This is a genomic window from Nocardia sputorum (genome assembly GCF_027924405.1).
Lineage (GTDB): Bacteria > Actinomycetota > Actinomycetes > Mycobacteriales > Mycobacteriaceae > Nocardia > Nocardia sputorum.
This window is the reverse complement of sequence record NZ_AP026978.1, coordinates 3632649-3649356: the sequence shown is the minus strand read 5'-3', so window position 1 is coordinate 3649356 and position 16708 is coordinate 3632649. Positions and strand designations below refer to the sequence as shown.

At 65.0% G+C, this 16708-nt stretch carries 19 protein-coding genes and 2 pseudogenes; 8 read left to right on the top strand and 13 right to left on the bottom strand.

What is annotated here, in order from left to right:
- The first annotated feature begins 268 nt into the window (after nt 1–268).
- Both QMG86_RS16615 and QMG86_RS16610 read left to right on the top strand, forming a co-directional pair.
- Nucleotides 269–1480 carry an NAD(P)/FAD-dependent oxidoreductase gene (locus QMG86_RS16615; RefSeq protein ID WP_281880992.1) on the top strand — a complete coding sequence of 404 codons (1212 nt, stop codon included), beginning with the start codon at nt 269–271 and terminating at the stop codon, nt 1478–1480.
- A gap of 156 nt (nt 1481–1636) precedes the next feature.
- Entirely contained in the window at nt 1637–1777 is a 141-nt protein-coding gene (locus tag QMG86_RS16610; protein WP_281880632.1) for a hypothetical protein, read from the top strand.
- A gap of 28 nt (nt 1778–1805) precedes the next feature.
- Here the strand turns inward: QMG86_RS16610 and QMG86_RS16605 are convergent, their stop codons facing one another.
- On the bottom strand, nt 1806–2408 hold the full coding sequence (locus tag QMG86_RS16605) for a TetR/AcrR family transcriptional regulator (RefSeq protein ID WP_281880631.1): 603 nt from the start codon (nt 2406–2408) through the stop codon (nt 1806–1808).
- Nucleotides 2409–2472: 64 nt separating this feature from the next.
- Here QMG86_RS16605 and QMG86_RS16600 point away from each other — a divergent pair, with 64 nt between their 5' ends.
- Entirely contained in the window at nt 2473–3852 is a 1380-nt protein-coding gene (locus QMG86_RS16600) for a flavin monoamine oxidase family protein (protein ID WP_281880630.1), read from the top strand.
- A gap of 74 nt (nt 3853–3926) precedes the next feature.
- Here QMG86_RS16600 and QMG86_RS16595 read toward each other — a convergent pair whose 3' ends face one another.
- The 5 genes from QMG86_RS16595 to QMG86_RS33595 form a co-directional block, all read right to left on the bottom strand.
- Entirely contained in the window at nt 3927–4283 is a 357-nt protein-coding gene (locus tag QMG86_RS16595) for an HIT family protein (protein WP_281880629.1), read from the bottom strand.
- A gap of 159 nt (nt 4284–4442) precedes the next feature.
- Nucleotides 4443–5333, bottom strand: coding sequence for a class I SAM-dependent methyltransferase (locus QMG86_RS16590; protein WP_281880627.1), 891 nt, complete (start codon nt 5331–5333; stop codon nt 4443–4445).
- A 45-nt stretch (nt 5334–5378) separates the two neighbouring features.
- Nucleotides 5379–6299: a hypothetical protein gene (locus QMG86_RS16585; RefSeq protein WP_281880625.1), complete on the bottom strand. Its 921-nt coding sequence runs from the start codon at nt 6297–6299 to the stop codon at nt 5379–5381.
- 255 nt (nt 6300–6554) lie between these two features.
- Entirely contained in the window at nt 6555–7034 is a 480-nt protein-coding gene (locus tag QMG86_RS16580; protein WP_281880624.1) for a hypothetical protein, read from the bottom strand.
- 109 nt (nt 7035–7143) lie between these two features.
- The gene (locus QMG86_RS33595) at nt 7144–7323 is read right to left on the bottom strand and encodes a hypothetical protein (RefSeq protein ID WP_350356398.1); all 180 of its coding nucleotides are present in this window, start codon (nt 7321–7323) and stop codon (nt 7144–7146) included.
- An 89-nt stretch (nt 7324–7412) separates the two neighbouring features.
- Between QMG86_RS33595 and QMG86_RS33745 the strand changes: the two are divergent.
- Together QMG86_RS33745 and QMG86_RS33740 are read left to right on the top strand one after the other, a co-directional pair.
- Nucleotides 7413–7901, top strand: a pseudogene (locus QMG86_RS33745) (pentapeptide repeat-containing protein); the annotation flags it as partial.
- Nucleotides 7902–7955: 54 nt separating this feature from the next.
- Nucleotides 7956–8246 carry a pentapeptide repeat-containing protein gene (locus QMG86_RS33740; protein WP_434086207.1) on the top strand — a complete coding sequence of 97 codons (291 nt, stop codon included), beginning with the start codon at nt 7956–7958 and terminating at the stop codon, nt 8244–8246.
- Here the strand turns inward: QMG86_RS33740 and QMG86_RS16565 are convergent.
- Nucleotides 8165–8395 (bottom strand): WXG100 family type VII secretion target, encoded by a 231-nt coding sequence (locus QMG86_RS16565; protein WP_281880990.1) that lies wholly within the window; start codon nt 8393–8395, stop codon nt 8165–8167. The genes QMG86_RS33740 and QMG86_RS16565 overlap by 82 nt on opposite strands.
- 211 nt (nt 8396–8606) lie before the next feature.
- On the opposite strand from QMG86_RS16565, the gene QMG86_RS16560 reads away from it, so the two are divergent.
- Nucleotides 8607–9116: a hypothetical protein gene (locus tag QMG86_RS16560; protein ID WP_281880623.1), complete on the top strand. Its 510-nt coding sequence runs from the start codon at nt 8607–8609 to the stop codon at nt 9114–9116.
- 508 nt (nt 9117–9624) lie between these two features.
- On the opposite strand, the pseudogene QMG86_RS33585 reads toward QMG86_RS16560, so the two are convergent.
- The 3 genes and pseudogenes from QMG86_RS33585 to QMG86_RS16555 form a co-directional block, all read right to left on the bottom strand.
- Nucleotides 9625–9867 (bottom strand): annotated as a pseudogene (locus QMG86_RS33585) (ISL3 family transposase); the annotation flags it as partial.
- An 8-nt stretch (nt 9868–9875) separates the two neighbouring features.
- Complete coding sequence (locus QMG86_RS33580) at nt 9876–10184, bottom strand: transposase family protein (RefSeq protein ID WP_350356396.1); 309 nt, start codon at nt 10182–10184, stop codon at nt 9876–9878.
- A gap of 532 nt (nt 10185–10716) precedes the next feature.
- Nucleotides 10717–11304, bottom strand: coding sequence for a VanZ family protein (locus tag QMG86_RS16555; RefSeq protein WP_281880621.1), 588 nt, complete (start codon nt 11302–11304; stop codon nt 10717–10719).
- Nucleotides 11305–11665: 361 nt separating this feature from the next.
- Between QMG86_RS16555 and istA the strand changes: the two genes are divergently transcribed.
- Nucleotides 11666–12889, top strand: coding sequence for an IS21 family transposase (istA, locus tag QMG86_RS16550; protein ID WP_434086196.1), 1224 nt, complete (start codon nt 11666–11668; stop codon nt 12887–12889).
- Entirely contained in the window at nt 12889–13677 is a 789-nt protein-coding gene (gene istB / locus QMG86_RS16545; RefSeq protein WP_281873984.1) for an IS21-like element helper ATPase IstB, read from the top strand. The genes istA and istB overlap by 1 nt, the downstream gene beginning before the upstream one ends.
- Nucleotides 13678–13953: 276 nt before the next feature.
- Here istB and QMG86_RS16540 read toward each other — a convergent pair whose 3' ends face one another.
- The 3 genes from QMG86_RS16540 to QMG86_RS16530 form a co-directional block, all read right to left on the bottom strand.
- Complete coding sequence (locus QMG86_RS16540) at nt 13954–14349, bottom strand: DUF6188 family protein (RefSeq protein ID WP_281880620.1); 396 nt, start codon at nt 14347–14349, stop codon at nt 13954–13956.
- Nucleotides 14350–14771: 422 nt separating this feature from the next.
- Nucleotides 14772–15944 carry a hypothetical protein gene (locus QMG86_RS16535; protein ID WP_281880618.1) on the bottom strand — a complete coding sequence of 391 codons (1173 nt, stop codon included), beginning with the start codon at nt 15942–15944 and terminating at the stop codon, nt 14772–14774.
- A gap of 166 nt (nt 15945–16110) precedes the next feature.
- Complete coding sequence (locus QMG86_RS16530) at nt 16111–16704, bottom strand: hypothetical protein (protein ID WP_281880617.1); 594 nt, start codon at nt 16702–16704, stop codon at nt 16111–16113.
- Between the last annotated feature and the right edge of the window lie 4 nt (nt 16705–16708).

Below are 16708 nucleotides of genomic sequence, written 5' to 3'. Positions count from 1 at the left end.
TCGGGCACCGGCCGCACTGCCGGTCGTTTTTCCGCCCTCGCCGCCGCTGAACCCTGTGTAGGGCGCAGGTCGGCGGCCGAGCACGGAGTAAAACGGCGGACGGCCCGGCGACCGGTGCCGGGCCGTCGCGCTGCTTGTCAAGGCACAAAGGGCTCGGCTCCGGCGATCTCGTGCGGTGTGGCCCGGGCCTGAAAGCGCCCTGACCAGCATCATCAAGAAGCGCGCAGTCCGGCTGCGGTCGTAGAATGACGACGTGCGGCGCCTTGCAGTGACCGATGCTCCGCGTGTCGTGGTTCTCGGGTCCGGGTTCGCGGGTCTGTGGGCGGCGCTCGCGGCTGCCAGGCGGCTCGACGAACTCGGGGTGGGGCTCGGAACCGTGGATATCACGATGATCAGTGCTACGCCTTATCACGACATTCGCGTGCGCGACTACGAAACCGATCTGAGCACCTCCCGCATCCCGCTGAGCGCTCTACTCGATCCGGTCGGAGTCGAGCACATCATCGGCGAAGTGACGGCGATCAATACTGCGGCCCGGACCGTGGAATCCACCGCGGGCGCTCACGGCTACGACCGGCTGGTGCTCGCGTTGGGCAGCCAGGTGGTCAAGCCCGATATCCCTGGCCTGCGGGAGTTCGGTTTCGACATCGACACCTATGACGCAGCGACCCGAGTGCAAGCCCACCTGCGCCGGCTTGCCGAGGGCCCCGCCGATCCGGCGGCCGCGACAGTAGTCGTCGTCGGAGCAGGTTTGACGGGGATCGAGGAGGCGACCGAGCTGCCCGCGATGCTCGCCGACACCTTCGCCGCGCGTGCCGTCGCACCGCGGGTGGTCTTGATCGACCGCAACCCGTTCGTCGGCTCGGACATGGGCGTATCGGCGCGACCGGTCATCGAGGCGGCGCTGGCCTACGCCGGGATCGAGACCGAGTTGGGCGTCGGGGTCGTCGCCGTCGACGAGCGCAGCGTGACGCTCTCGTCAGGCGAAGTGGTGCCCGCCGCCACCGTCGTCTGGTGTGCAGGCATGCGGGCCAACCCGCTCGCCGCGGATTTCGGGGTCGATCGTGACCGGCTGGGCCGACTCCCCGTAGACGATTACCTGCGGGTCTGCGGTGTAGCCGGGGTATTCGCCGCCGGTGACGTCGCTGCCGCGAAAATGGACGACGAGCACAGGTCGGTGATGTCCTGCCAGCACAGCCGCCCGATGGGCCGGTACGCGGGATACAACGTCATCGGCGATCTTCTGGGCAAGCCCATGAAGCCGCTGCGGATCCCTTGGTACGTCACGGTTCTCGATCTCGGGCCGGCAGGGGCCGTCTATACCGAGGGCTGGGACCGCCACGTGGTCGCGTGCGGCGAGCAGGCCAAAAACACCAAGCGCGCCATCAACACCCGGCGTATCTACCCTCCGTTGAGCCGCGACCGCGACGCATTGCTGGCCGCCGCCGCGCCCGAACTACAGGCCGCGCCCGGGCACTGATCCGCCCACACGCCCCGCGCAGCGGGCTCACGCACCAGTGGGTCAGTGCCTGGCTGCCGCAGGTGGACCGGCAGCGGATGGCTGGACCGCCGGTCGGCGCTGCGCGATATCGCGGCGGCATCGGCGAGGTCGTCGGCACTCTGGTTGATCGCCGACATGAGCGATCGGGACCTGTGGCGGGGCAGCCTGCCGACGGTGTCGGCGCTCGACGTGGCGGTCGCCGCGGTCGAGGATTGTCGTCGACGTTTCGTTGCGCCGCCTGTGGTCGTCGTCGGCTGCTCTGGAACGGTGAGATGAGCCGGTTACTGCGGTGGACGGAGCATCGTCATTCTTGTCGTCGGTTGACGGCGAGCCCGCTCAGGAGTGCACGTGCCAAGGCGGCAGCCTCGGCGCGGCCTTTCTCGGTGTCGGCGGATTCCGCGATGATCAGTGACATCTCGGTCAGTGCGCCGTAGAAGGCGCTGGCGAGTAGTTCCGGGGGATGGGGCTGGATGAGGCCGGCGTCCAGCAGGTTGCGGGCGCCCTCGAGCACCAGGCTGCTGAGATGGCGCTGGTCCACTTCTCGCCAGCGGCGCCAGCCCAGCGCGATCGGGCCTTGCAGCAGCACGATGTGGCGGTAGTCGGGCTCCGTGCAGACGTCGAGGAAAGCCTCCAGGCTGCGGTCGACGCGTTCGAAGGGGTCCGTCGCGGAGTCTATGGCAGCCCTGATGCGTTGCGCCGCACGGTCTTCCAACTCGTCGACGACGGCTTCGAACAGTCCTTTCTTGCCGTCGAAGTGGTGATACAGCGCGCCTCGGGTCAACCCGGCGGCGCGCACCAGCTCCTCGGCGGACAGGTCGGCGTATTCCCGCTCGGCGAACAGCCGGGCCGCGGTCTCGAGCAGCGTCCGGCGGGTGTTCTCGATGTGCCTGTCACGCAGCGACTCCATACTGTACGTTTATCACATACACGATGTATGTTAGATTCACAGCGTATGACCTTGAAGGATCGAGATGGGTAAATCAGTGGATGTCGTCATCGTCGGCGCGGGCATAGCCGGCCTTGTTGCCGCCCGCGACCTGGTGCGCACCGGCCACGAGGTTCTGGTGCTCGAAGCGCGTGACCGGGTGGGCGGGCGTCTGCTCAACGCCGAGTTGCCCGGTGGTGAGCCCATCGAGGTCGGCGGACAGTGGGTCGGTCCGACACAGCATGAAGCGATGGCGTTGATCGATGAGCTGGGTTTGAAGACTCATCCGACGCATACCGCCGGCCGCCATATCGCCGAACTCGGCTCGTCGCGTTCGGAGTACACCGGCCGAATTCCCCGGATGAACCCGCTGGCCTTGCTCGACATCGCCCAGGCGCAGCTGCGGCTGGACCGCATCGGACGGCAGGTGTCGCGGACCGAGCCGTGGCGGGCGGATCGAGCCGAAGCGCTGGACTCGCAAACTTTCGACACCTGGCTGCGCCGCGCCACGCACACCGCGCAGGGGCGCGCGTTCTTCCGGGTGGTCACCGAGGCGGTGTTCTCCACCGGACCGGAGGACATGTCTGCGCTGTGGGCGAGCTTCTACTTCGGTGCGGGTGGTGGGCTCGACTCCTTGATCGGTGTCAAGGGCGGAGCCCAGCAGGATCGGGTGGTCGGTGGCACGCAGGCGATCGCGCTGGCTGTGGCCGAGCAGCTCGGTGATCGGGTGGTTCTCGACAATCCTGTCACGGAGGTGGACTGGGACGATGCCGGTGTCCGTGTACGAAGCGGCGGGACCGTCGTGCGGGCGCGTCGCGCGGTGATCGCGGTGCCGCCGCCGCTGGCCGCGCGCATCCGCTTCACCCCCGGCCTGCCCGGCGACCGCGACCAGCTCGTCCAGCGGATGCCGATGGGCCGGGTCATCAAGATCAACGTCGTCTACGACGAACCGTTCTGGCGAGCAGACGGGTGGAGCGGCCAGGCCAACAGCGACCATCGACCGCTGGGGACAGTGTTCGACAACACTCCACCCGGCGGATCACCCGGCGTGCTCGTCGGTTTCCTGGAAGGCCGCCACGCCGACGTCGGCTCGCGATCGGACCTCGCCGACCGACGCGCTCAGGTGATCGAAGACCTCGCGGGCTACTTCGGTCCGCGCGCCCGCACACCGATCGACTACATCGAAAAGGACTGGGCCGAAGAAGAATACAGCCGCGGCTGCTACGGCGCGTTCACCACGCCGGGCACCCTCACCCGATTCGGGCACGCCCTGCGCCCCGCGATCGGCCCGCTGCACTGGGCGGGCACCGAAACCGCCACCCGCTGGGCGGGTTACATCGACGGCGCCGCCGAATCCGGTCACCGCGTCGCCCGGGAGATCGGGGCGGCCCTGGCCCCCACCGCGTTGACCGGCGATCCCGCATGACCGCCCGCGATGTGATCGCGCCATACCGTGGATCGGCGTTCCGCCCATAGCCCGCTACAGAAATCCAGCGGGGCTTACCTCTGCGGCTTGCTGAGAGCCACGAATCTGGCCACGCCCGCTCCGGCAGCTACATGCATATGAAGATGCCTGTTGTGCTGCTCGTCGCCGAGAGTCGTCAGGACCTGGCAACCGCCTTGCTCATGGACGACCCGCTGAGCAACGGCCTGGACGACCTCCAACAAGCGCGCTCCCAAGACCGGATCCAGCTCCAGCAGGGAACGAACGTGCTTCTTCGGCACCACGATCACGTGCTCGGCGCCGAAACCGGGATTCGGTGGCCGAAAGGCCAGAACCTGGTCCGTCTCGATCACGACATCCACCTCGACCAGCCGGGGAATCACCTCATCGCAATACCAATCGGGCTCCGTCACCCCAACGACTCTACGATCACATCCCCCGAACTCGGTCGAGATGAACCACGCAGCCGGGGCCACTACGTCACTTTTCACTGATACCAGCTGGCCTCCCGCCTGCCAGGTGGTACAACTCGTTCTGTTACAGAGAAAGCATCGTTAGAACTTCACCTGGAATCAAGGCCGCATCGCAACGAGATTCGCTATGTGTGGTCGAGGATAGGAGTCGAGTTCTTCGGAGCATTCGCTCAGCGCCTCCCGCATGATCTCGATGCGTTTGCCGATCGGAACGTCCATGAGGGCCGGAAGAAAGGTGACTCGCGATCCGTGGCTATAGAATCCGTCCAGCGTGAGAAGAAAAGCCGCGCTAGGTGTCATCGGTAGCGCCCAGGCCTCGACCTCGATATCAGTGAAGCCGGCGGCCCGCAGCTCTGACACTTCCCGATCTGTATCGGCGAACTGGTCGAATTCCTCATCATTTTGGTCACCGTGACGTATTCCGTGGCGTACTGCGATAGACTTCAGATGGTCGACGTAGACGTCACCGAACCTATTGTATATGTTCCCTGCTATCTTCAACGCGCCGAGATATTTGGTGAGGTTGAAGGCCCATTTCCCGCCCGGCTTCAAAACGCCGTGTACGGCGCGATGTAGTGAGTGCCTGTTGTGAAACGTATAATAGTAGGTAAAACTCGACAGAACTGCATCACAACCTGAGAATCCATTGCTGTAGGCGATCGAATGGACATCGGATGCTCGACCCTCGCGAAAAATGATCGGGCACGGGTAGATTCTTTCGCGTGCTCGATCAAGCATCGGAATGCTCGGGTCGACGGCTAATAAGCTTCCCGACCGTCCTATCGCTCGCGCGATGATCTCGGTGGAGAAGCCACTACCTGCGCCCACATCGACCACAGTGTTGCCTCGGCGGATTCGCGCAACCGTGACCAGTCGTTCCGCCGCGGCGGTGTAAATCTGCCCGTAGCTCTCATTGAGACGCTCATACTGCGCCGGATAGGCAGCGGGGAGCGTCGTCCAGTCGAATATCCGAGCCCCAGATCGCGACATGTTCTCCCATAACGTTGCAGAGTCGGTTGAAATAGCGTATGCGGCCTACTTCAGTCGCCCGATTGCGAGCTGGGCAAATCCTGTTACCAAGACAGCGAGTGCGAACGTTGTCACCCCGGTAAGCACATCTGTGGCAAATGCCGCCGGAAATGCTACGACGGCGCCGCCGGCAATCGCGATGATCGGCTCGATTGTAGACGACCAGAGCCGGTAGGTGACGCAACCACTGATCGTCTGCCCTTGCCTCGGCTCCCAGGTCGTATACGAGTACACGGCGCGCCCATCTATCTCCGCTGTCCGCTCGAACGCATGCAGTGATGTTTCATTGCTGTCCACGCTCAGGCTCGCGCCTCTCGGAAAGCTCAATTTGGTCTCGAAGTAATCGGTGCGAGACACGAAGGTGTACGTCCACACAAACGTGTGCCTTCTCGACAAGATGCCTCGACTTGTTGTGTCCACCGAATTTTCGAGAGAGTAGCAGAAATTCAACTCGATGGTTTCGCCGACCATGCAGCTCGACAGATCGAATACGGCGGTCGTGCGCGCGACGGTGGTCGATACCTCTGCCTGATCGATACGGTAGGGTAATGGACTCGGCAGCACTCGAATGTCGAGAGCGAACGGCGGACGCTGCGGTGGATGTGGTATACGCCAGCGATATTCTGGCGGGTCTCCTCGCAAATCTCCCAGCCGGAGCACTACTCGGATTTTCCTGGTCAGGTCCCCGGTCTCCGATAGCTCACTGTCGAAGACCACTGCGACCAACCGATGTGGAGATGCAACTGCATCTCCGAATGCGGTATCTTGTTCGCGCAGTTGACGATATATTGCGCGCTCATTGGCTTGTCGCCGTCGAGCAGGCCGTGAGTGCTCGGTACTCACCATCAGTTCCAACCCTACATAGGGACGAGCCAGAGCTCGCATGATCGAGTCCGTCCGATCATAGGCCAGATAGTCGGCGCCCATGACCCGATACAAGATCTGGACCGATGGTGATCGCTCGACACCATGATGCACATGCAGGGTGCTGACCCAACGAAATTCGCTTCGGCGCCCCAGCTGCGAACCGTTCGGGTCGGTACGTCGGCCGATCGACCGCTGGCTGAGCTGACAGACGTTGCATAAGGTGATTCGGCCCGTGTTGCCGATCCGATCATCCCAGGAAGCAACTCGGATCGCTGTGCACGACCGAAGCGAGTCGGTCGTGGGCGAGGCTCCAGGTCAACGCTCCCAGACGCTAACCATGGCCACCGCGGTGATCGGATGACCGGCGGATTCTTCAACCACTACGACGATCCCGACGAGTTCTGGGATGACGAGCCGATCCGCCCGGATCGACCAAGTCGCCGCATCCTGAACGCGCGTGCTGAATCCTTGAATCCCGATCAGCGCTATGATGACAGGACCGTTTGCGCTGACCGGCTTGCCTCGGTCGCGAAGCTCGGCGGTGACCCGCGGCGAACCGTGGGTGCCGCCGGAGGCGGCGTGCATGTCCAGGGTCTTCACCGTCAGATCCGCGCATCGCTGCTCGAGTGGGGTGGAACCGTTGCCGCCCTGCGCTTCACAAACGCGTAGTAGACCGACGCTGTGGTTGAGGCGACGTCGTATCGAGCAGAATTGAGCAATGTTCGGGCGGGTGAGCGCCATTGACGCGCAGGTAGGTTCAAGAATGACCGCGTTGCGCACGTGGTGGTCGATCAAAGACTTCCGCTCGTCGCTCGGGCGCCGCACGGGACGGATCCAGTTGCTGCCGGCGGTTCTACTCGCCCTCGCTGCGGGCCTGGGCGTGGCCGTCGCCGCCTACGGGTTTCTACGGTGGATCACACCCGTCGACGTGAGCAAGACCGCTGCCGAGATCGACGTCACCCGCATCGCCTTGACCGTCGTCGGCGGCGTGGGTGGCGTCGTCGCGCTGGTCATCGCCTACCGCCGCCAGCGCGACCTCGAGCAAAGTCGGTTCATCGAACGCTTCGGCGCCGCAGCCGCCCAACTCGGTGCTCCCGATGTCGCAGTCCGTATCGCTGGGGTCTATGCCATGGCCGGCGTCGCCGACGAATCAGAAGGTCTGCGCCGCCAGCAATGCATCGACGTGCTGTGCGGATATCTCCGCCTGCCCTACGACACCGAGCACGGCGCCAGCGGGCGCACCAAATTCGTGGTCAAAGCCCCCCGGATCGAACATGGCCGAGTCCGTGGCGAGACAGAAGAGCACATCGAATACCGGCAGAACGACCGGGAAGTCCGCGCGACCATCCTCCGTGTCATTGCCAACCACCTCCGCCCACCCGCCGAATACGACTGGTCGGCAAACGATTTCGACTTCCGCAATGCCTACCTGGAAGGTGTCGATTTCAGCAATGCGACCTTCAGGGCTCTGCAGAGTTCAGCCGCGCGACCTTCGTCGGCGTCGCTGAGTTCGGCGACGCGACCTTCGCCCGCAAAGCCCAGTTCGGTGGTGCGACCTTCACCGGCGGTGCATGGTTCCAGAATGCGACCTTCAGGAGCGGTGCCTGGTTCCACGATGCGACTTTCACCGGCGACGTTGAGTTCGGAGAGGCGACCTTCGCCCGCACCGCCGAGTTCGGAGAGGCGACCTTCACCGGCAAAATCTGGTTCCACTATGTGACCTTCGCGCACAGCGCCTGGTTCAACAGTGCGACCTTTTCCTGCGACGTCTCGTTCAAAGGTGCGACCTTCACCGGCGACGTCTCGTTCCACGATGCGACCTTCACCGGTGATGCCCGGTTCACGAAGGTGAGCTTCGGTAGCGGGACTGCTTCGTTCGTTGCCCCAAAACAATGGGGGCCGCCGGCACCGGTGTTCGACTGGGATCAGGACCTCAGCCAGAAGCCGGCCAATGTCGAACCGCAGGATTGGCCACCGACCGTCGCAGTGCCGGTGGCACCCTCGTAAGTCTGAGAATCGTTCGGTTCTCCGACACCCCGCCAAGTCGGTGAGTGCGTCCCACCGTCCTGCATGTCGTCCCACCCGGCGCGGTACGCATCGGCGGCGCTGCCCTTCCAGGTACCGAACAGCGCCTGAACTTCACGGTCCAACGACACCGAGCCCGACCTCAGCTGCTCGGCCACGACATTAGGCGAACCTGCCGACCGCCTTCACTTCCTCCGGCACCACATGCAGCGGTGTGTCACCTGTCGTCATGATCTCCCTGGCTCTGTCCGCGAACTGTGGGATCTGGCCCACTTTTCGTGAGAGGCGTGGTCTGAGCGCGGTGGGTGGTTGGGGGACGGCGGAGGGCGTTAGGGTCTGTTGGTGGGCAAGCGCCGCGGGAAAATGACAGTGTCGAGCTACGAAGACCAGCTCCGGGAGTCGTATCGCGACTTCGCTGCGCCCAAGTTTCGTTTCGTCCGGGACGTTACCGACCAGCAGCCCTTCGGGGGTGTTTTGAAGGACCTCTCAGCGATCGGTCCGGTGATCGATGATACCGACACCAACTGTGATGTCTGTTTCACATTCGTTGTGCGGGGTGAGCAGCAATTTCTGAGCGTAAGGCTGTCCATGGTGGGGCCCTATGCTGTGATCTTGTCATTCGGGGCGGACGGTTTCGGCAAGACTGCGTTGATCGGTTCCGGACAGCCACAAATGCGCCCGGCTGAGGCTGCTGTCGTTTCGGTTGTCACCGCCCATGGGTTCACGCTGGTACCCGCCCATCATCTGGAAACCTGTGTTCCCATCGCCTTGGTTCGAGGACGTGAAGAAGTGACCCTCTACGCGGCCCTTTTCGAGCCTGGGGCAGAAGTCCCCTGGCTGGACAAGAGTTGAGGAGGCCCCCGGGCCTCACATCATCGTCGCGCGGCGGTGAGGAGCACGCGTTTTGCGTAGCAGTGGAAGTCCGGCCCGGCCGAACATCTGCCTTTTGATCCTCTTGATGTGATTGACGCGGCCCTCGTGATCTCACGGTGGAGCTGTAAGGCGTTGCAACAGCCGGATTCCAGCGCTGATGCAGGTAGGGCTTGAACGGGTCGAGTTTGCTGGGACGCGCGCCTTTGCATTTGCCATCGACCAACTCCTGCCAGGTGGCAGCGTGGGCGTAGCGCTGCACTGTGCGCTGGCCCCAACCCAGGCCGCGAGCGATACCGCGGATGCTGTGCCCCGAAGCGAGCAGATCATGCACCTTCTCGTGGTGCCGCCGGGCGCGCTGCGCGAACCGCCCGCCGGGCTCCTCGTCCTGAGGTCGCAGGCTCAGCTGGTCGGTCGGCTGAGGCTCGGTAGCGCGAAGGCAGTCACGGTGGCGAGCCACGCAGCGCTCGACGGCCTTGCCCATGTTCTGCCAGAGGTGAAATCTATCCGCGACCTGCATCGCGTCGGGGGCGCCGAGACGGGCTCCCTCGGCGTAGGACCCGGAGCGGTCTGGGCATACCACCTCCACCCCGGGGTGTGCGGCCAGCCAATTCGCCAGGGTTTGAGCGTCTCTGCCCGGCAACAACTCCAGTGGTGCACCAGTCTCGCAGTCGATCAGCACAGTGCCGTAGTTCTGGCCGCGCCGCAACGCGAAGTCGTCCACCCCCACCATCCGTGGCGTTACCGCCGCGGGATCCGGTAACACCGCGAGCAGCCGCAGCAGAGTGGACCGGCTTGCCGACGCATGCGGCGCCGAGGCCAGTCGCGCACCGGCCCGCCCCGCCAGCGCGACCGCGCTACCCCCAGCATCGCCCGCAGCAGTGGTGTTCGCCGCCCGAGCCGCACCTTCACCCCCGCGGCCTGTTCCACGAAAGTGCTGACCCCACAAGACGGTTCGTCGCAGAACCACCGCCGTACCCGCAGCCGGATCACCAACCGCCGTCCGCCCACCGGCGCGTCGGCCAGGTAACGCTCGTATCGGCTGTGCACCCTGGCCGCGTCGCACCCACAGCGTACGCAGGCCACCGCCGCCGCCAGGGCGGACGTACATCACGCCCCCGACCTCTTCGACCTTCTCGATCGCCACCCCGGCCAGGTGCGGCAGCAGCAACTGCACACCATGATCAACACACAGCCGGACATGATCCCAAGACCCCAACCATGCTCCGAGTTCAGGCCACGCCCATCACGAAAAGTGGGCCAGATCCGAACTGTGACGTCAGTTGTTCGCCAATCCTGGCGGCGTGTCGCGCCCTACACCTCGTCGGAAATGTTCATGAATGCCGACGGCAGAGAGCAGGTCAAGGACTCGGCCCCAGCAGCTATCACGTGCCGAGACACGCGGTAGTGCCGATGGGCGGGTGGCCGTGCGTCACGAGATCGACTGCGGCGCAGGATCTCCGTTCATGCCGATTTCCGTGTATCCAGCGGGATCGGTCTCGAGTGTGGATCTGTCGATCGGGGCAGGTCGTGGGGGATGGCTGGCATCGACCTGGCCGCCACGCACTTCTCGATGATCTCCCTACTCGGGGAAGGTCGGCTGGCCGACGCCGTCTCGCTCGGAGACGATGCCGGGTGTCGGCTCTTCGGGCAATGCCGGCTCGGACCGGTCGGTGACGGCGCCCGACGCCCACAGATGTCGTGAGAGCTGGCCCGCCAGGTATGCACCGGCCGCGTTCAACAGTACGTCGTCGACGGACGAGTGACGGCCGATAGCGAGGGCGAACTGTGCAGTCTCCACCGCGATCGAAGCTGCTGCTCCCACCAACAGGATGCGGTACGAGCGGGCGAACCAGGGTCGACGCACCGGCAACAGGAAGCCGAGTGCGGCGAAGACCAACAGATTCCCGCCGAACTGCTCGATTACCCGGTCGGCGGCCAGTTGCTCGGCCAGATCACGCAGCGGCACGAGATTCAGCGAACGACCCGTTCCGGTCGGCGTGAGAATCATCCACAACCACGGCGCGGTACCCGTCACCATCCCGACATCGCACAGCGCCGCCCGCCACCCGCGCCGCCCAGCCAGCCACCAGGCCACGAGACCGGCTACCGGTATCGCGGCGACCGCGGCCACCACGACCCGACCCCACACCTCCCACGTCCCGTTCACACCGCCAGTATCGCCCAAATCACCGGCGCCACAGACCTGGCCGAAATCCCCACCCACAGGCGAAGCCGCTGACGAGGTGAGGTGCCCGGTTCCCTCCGGACAGTGACTCACTTCCAGCGCATCACCCCACCCGGCGGCCGCACCCGCCGACTGGTCGTAGCCCGTGCCTGCGAATGTGGCCTCACCCCGTAGCAGACGTGGTCAACCGGGTTGACTCGACGACTCTGCTGACGATGACGAGAAGGTTGTCGCGTAGCGGAGCACACCTGCAGGGTGCCACCGTGTCAGCGCTCTTCGAAAATCCGGCCACCGGCGCTCTTTGAAAATCGGCCACCCACCCACGATCGGAAGGGTGATCTCAGTGCAGGAATGGGCGCAGATCAGGTATCTCCATGCGAGTGAGGGCCTGTCGATGCGGGCGATCGCGTCCCGGTTGGGCATCTCGCGGGACACGGTCTCGAGGGCGATTGCCTCGGAGTCGCCGCCGCGATACCAGCGGGTGTCGGGTCCCTCGGCGTTCGACGAGTTCGAGCCGCTGGTGCGGGAGCTGCTGGCGCAGTTCCCGGCGATGCCGGCGTCGGTGATCGCCGAGCGGGTGGGCTGGGCGGGGTCACCGTCGTGGTTCCGTAAGAAAGTCGCGGCCCTGCGGCCGCAGTACGCACCGAAGGATCCGGCGGACCGGCTGGAGTATCGGCCCGGGGATCAGGCGCAGTGCGATCTGTGGTTCCCACCGACACCGATCCCGTTGGGCGCCGGGCAGGTCGGGACACCCCCGGTGCTGGTGATGGTGGCTTCGTTCTCGAGGTTCATCACTGCGATGATGATTCCGACCCGGACCACCGCGGATCTGCTGGCCGGGATGTGGTCGCTGCTGTCGGGGCAGTTGGGGAAAGTCCCGCGCAGGCTGTTGTGGGACAACGAATCAGGGATCGGCAAGGGCGGACACCTGGCCGTTGGGGTGGTGGCGTTCACCGGGATGCTGGCCACCCGCATCGTCCAGTGCAAGCCGTTCGACCCGGAGTCCAAGGGCATCGTCGAACGCGTGAACGGCTATCTCGAGACCTCGTTCCTGCCCGGCCGGTCGTTCAGTTCACCAGGAGATTTCAACACCCAGCTCGCCGAGTGGCTGCCGATCGCCAACGCTCGACACGTCCGGCGCATCGCGGGTTCCCCAGCGGAGCTGGTCGGCATCGACCGGGCCGCGATGACGACACTGCCGCCGATCGCCCCGGCGGTCGGGTTCACCAGCCGCGCGAGGCTGCCGCGTGACTACTACCTGCGTGTCTTGGGCAACGACTACTCGATCGACCCGACGGTGATCGGACGGTTTATCGACATTCGTGCCGATCTGGATACCGTCACCGCCCGCTGCGACGGGCTGCTGGTGGCCACCCACCGCAGAGCCTGGTCGAAAGCGGTCACCATCACCGACCCCACCCATGTCCACACCGCTGCGCAATTGCGGGAAGCATTCGGACACAAACAATCTCGGACCGTCAGCGTCGATGACGGCGGGTTGGTGCGTAACCTCGCGGACTACGACACCTGTTTCGGCGTCGACTTCGGCGGCGAGGGTGTCGCGTGATGGCCGCACCCGCCGATACCGCCAAGCAGATCGAGTACTACGCCAACGCGTTGAAGGCCCCCCGCATCCGCGACAGCGCCGCCCGCCTGGCCGACCAAGCCCGCGACGCCGGCTGGACGCATGAGGAATACCTCGCCGCGGTCCTGTCCCGCGAAGTGGCATCCCGAGAGTCCTCCGGCGCCGAAATCCGGATCCGCGCAGCAGGATTCCCCGCCCGCAAAGCGATCGAGGAATTCAACTTCGACCACCAGCCCGCCCTCAAGCGCGACACCATCGCACATCTGGGCACCGGCCAGTTCATCACCAAAGCCCAGAACGTGGTGCTACTCGGGCCACCGGGAACCGGCAAAACCCACCTGTCGATCGGGCTGGGTATCGCCGCCGCCCACCACGGCCACCGCGTCCTGTTCGCCACCGCCGTCGAATGGGTCACCCGCCTACAAACCGCCCACCAGCACGGCCGCCTCGCCGCCGAACTGGCCAAACTCCGCCGCTACGGACTACTGATCGTCGACGAGGTCGGATACATCCCCTTCGAACAAGACGCAGCGAACCTGTTCTTCCAACTGGTCTCCAGCCGCTACGAACACGCCTCGCTGATCCTGACCTCGAACCTGCCGTTCTCCCGCTGGGGCGACGTGTTCTCCGACCACGTCGTTGCCGCGGCGATGATCGACCGAATCGTCCACCACGCCGACGTCCTGACCTTGAAAGGAAACAGCTACCGACTCCGCAACACCGAAATCGACACACTCCCGTCCATGCGGACAGACAACACGGCAGACTAAACAACCACCAAGTGGCCGATCTTCAACGAGCGCCACCGGCCTACATTTCGAAGAGCGTCGACACACCGCTTCAGCGTCCGACAGCACACCGCGAACTACTAGGCATCTCGCGGCGCCCCGCCCGCGACAAGATCCAGCTCTAACGGCTGGTCGCTGTCGCCTTCCAGGCTGAAGGGACCACCGGTTTGCCATGTGGATGGACCGGGTTGGTTCCGGTCGCGGGGCCGTTGTCGATGGTGGCTGAGTATCGGGTATTTGGTCGATCGGGGGTGGGTTTCAGGGGTGGGGCCAGTCGGTTTCAGGTCCGCCGGGCGGGCAGTACCAGCGTTCGCCGGGAAGGCAGGCTGCCCAGGCTTCGTGGGGTGCTTGTGGAGGGCAGACGATGTGTGCGCTGGTGTCGAAGGTGAGGGTGAGTTCCCAGTTGCGGACCTGCGCGGTGGTCACCCGATGGTTCAGCAGGCCCAGGACCGGGCCTGCTGTGAGCGGATCGTCCTCGACCCGCACTTCCCAGTTCTTGTTCGCCGCGTCTTTGAACCAGAAGTCGGTCAGGTCGACGTAAACTCCGGGCTGGTCGGGTGTTCCGAGATCGAAGACGAGGCGCAGATACGAGTTCCAGATCCAGATCTGTTCGATCTCGAGTCCGGTCAACGCGGAGAACTCGCCCATGGCCATGACCGGGAGCGTAACGAAGGCACCTGATGCGTGCGGACGGTCGAGGTTCGGCGGATGGGGCTGTTGTATTTGTAGTCAGTGCACATTCCGGAGTGCCGAAGGGCTCTTCGCGGCTCGCCCCGGTCTCGGTAGGGGCTGACCGGTGTTCGTGGTCCACAGTCGGACAGTGTGGTCATAGCCCGTGGCGAGGAAGCGGCCGTCGCAGCGCAGATTGCGGCTCAGTTGCCGGGGTTGGCGTCGCCGTGGTGGTTGGTGGGGGGCGCCCCTTGTCACACCACTGGCCGTTGGCGTCGCGGGCCCGGCCTTCGAATTCGGTGCTGATCAGGCTGTCGACCCCAAGCGTTCCCCAGGCGGAACGCACGGGACCTTCACCGTCGTAGCCCTTGTCGCCGCCGACCTGGCGGTCGTCCCCGCCTTTCGGCTCAGCCGATCCCGAATTCGGCTCTGACCGCGGCGAACAGTGTGTCCACCTCGCGGCCGAAGACCAATCCGGTGGCGTACAGGGTCGTCATCGCGGCATCGAGGGCGTCGGGTTGGTAGGCGTCGATGATGGTCGGCAGCGCGAAGGACGGGCGGTGGATCGGGCCCAGATCGAAGGGGTTCGCCGCCGCAGCGGCGGAGCCGGGAACGATCGTTGCTTCGATGGTGCCGACGTGTCCGTCCGGTGGACCGAAGTCCTCGTCGTGCAGCCGGGTCATGGCCGCGTCCACGTCATCGAACGGGGGCGGCAGCGGTCGACCGTCCCGCAGCGCCGCCAAGGCGGGCCGCACCCACGGCCGGTCGGTGAGCCCGGTTTTCGCGCAGGCTTGGGTCGCCGACCAGCGCGCCAATCGCCGCAAATCGGGATCACCCATTGTGGCGATCGCCTCGGCGATCGCGCGGTCATGGCGTGCGAGGTCTTCCGCGCCGGGGTGATCTTCGAGCCGGGGTATGGGGTCCCCGCCCCAGCGCCGCCTCTGGAAAGCGGCCGCTTGTTCTTGCAGTTCGTCGATGTGCTGGCGGCGAGACCCTTTGTCGTCGACTACGACGATCCATTCCTCCGCGTCGTCGACCGGTGTGGTGACATCGGGAAGTGGAATATTCTCAGGCACACCGTATCCGGGCATGTCCCACTGCACAGCCGGTAGCGGTTCACTGCCGTCGTCCGGCCAGAGCCGGATACGCCATACATCGCCGGGTTCGGTCGACCCAGGCCAGCCGTAGTTGACGAATCCACGGCCGCTGATCTCGATCAGATACCGGCCCTCGGGAACCGGGCAGTCGACCGCGCCGTCGGTCGGCGACGACAGGCACAGTATGCCCTCCGGTCCGACTCGCAACTTCGTCTCACACACCTGCTGCCACTCGGCACGATCGCCGGGCGGCCGCTCGTTCCACACCTGAACCGTCACCGGCATATGAAAGTTGTTCTGGTGCGGACTCAACACCGCCACCGCCAGCCCATCGGAGGCGAACGGATGCGCCGCCAGCGCGCGGTCGAGGAGTTCGAGCTCCTCGACCGGACTCTCGACGCCGCCGTCGATGCGGAACTGCCCGTAATCCATGAACAGATAAACGGTTTCCTCGCTGACCGGTTGTCTCGACACGCTGCTCATCGCGTCATCCTGGCACCCGAAGCACGCCGCCGCCCGAGGACGACCTTCTCGATCAGGGGAGCCCACATGCCGAATTTCCCTGACCTCGCTATCTACGCCGGCCGATCAACGCGATTCTGGACGAATTGAATGGGGGAGTGCCTGCTCGATTGTCGGAAGCCTCGGTTCAGAACTTGCCGGTGTGGTGTTCGATTCGGTGCCCGAGTCGGGCGGCGAAATCGGTGACGAAGGCATCGGTGAGGGGCGGCCAACCCCAGAAGTCGAAGGCGAGGGCACCCAAGGCGAAGCCGTCTGCCCATTGCCAGGTGGTGATGGGGCTCGGTGTGGTGCAGGTGGGGCAGATTGCTGCGCCGGTGCCTGTCTGCTTCCAGGCGTCGATCGCGTCCGAGAACGGCTGCCAGACAGCGGGATCGGCCTCCCATCGGTGCGGGTAGTCGATGATCACGGTGGTGGCCTGGCAGCGCGGGCATACCGCGGAGGCCGGTTCGATGCCGCCTTGCCCGGGATAGTGGTCGTGGCGGCCGACGATGACGGCGACGGGGCCGGGGATCCAGTCGGCGCCCCATTCCTGGGTGATCCGCGGCCAGTCGGGGCCTGGCACATAGCCTTCGTCGACCTGGAGGCTGTACATCGCCTCGCGCGAAGTCTGCCGAAGCAGCCATCGCCGCGACACCATCCAATCCACCACGTGCTCGGCCAGTGCGCTCGCGTCGGCCGAGGCTACGTCGAGATCGATGATTCGTTCGAAATGGTCACCCACACCC

Coding starts and splice junctions, on each gene's coding strand:
- QMG86_RS16540 (WP_281880620.1), bottom strand. CDS start 14,349: ATGGCCATGGGCGAGTTCTCCGCGTTGACCGGACTCGAGATCGAACAG.
- istB (WP_281873984.1), top strand. CDS start 12,889: ATGGCCGCACCCGCCGATACCGCCAAGCAGATCGAGTACTACGCCAAC.
- QMG86_RS16600 (WP_281880630.1), top strand. CDS start 2,473: ATGGGTAAATCAGTGGATGTCGTCATCGTCGGCGCGGGCATAGCCGGC.
- QMG86_RS16535 (WP_281880618.1), bottom strand. CDS start 15,944: ATGAGCAGCGTGTCGAGACAACCGGTCAGCGAGGAAACCGTTTATCTG.
- QMG86_RS16610 (WP_281880632.1), top strand. CDS start 1,637: ATGAGCGATCGGGACCTGTGGCGGGGCAGCCTGCCGACGGTGTCGGCG.
- QMG86_RS16605 (WP_281880631.1), bottom strand. CDS start 2,408: ATGGAGTCGCTGCGTGACAGGCACATCGAGAACACCCGCCGGACGCTG.
- QMG86_RS16590 (WP_281880627.1), bottom strand. CDS start 5,333: ATGTCGCGATCTGGGGCTCGGATATTCGACTGGACGACGCTCCCCGCT.
- QMG86_RS16585 (WP_281880625.1), bottom strand. CDS start 6,299: ATGGGCGCCGACTATCTGGCCTATGATCGGACGGACTCGATCATGCGA.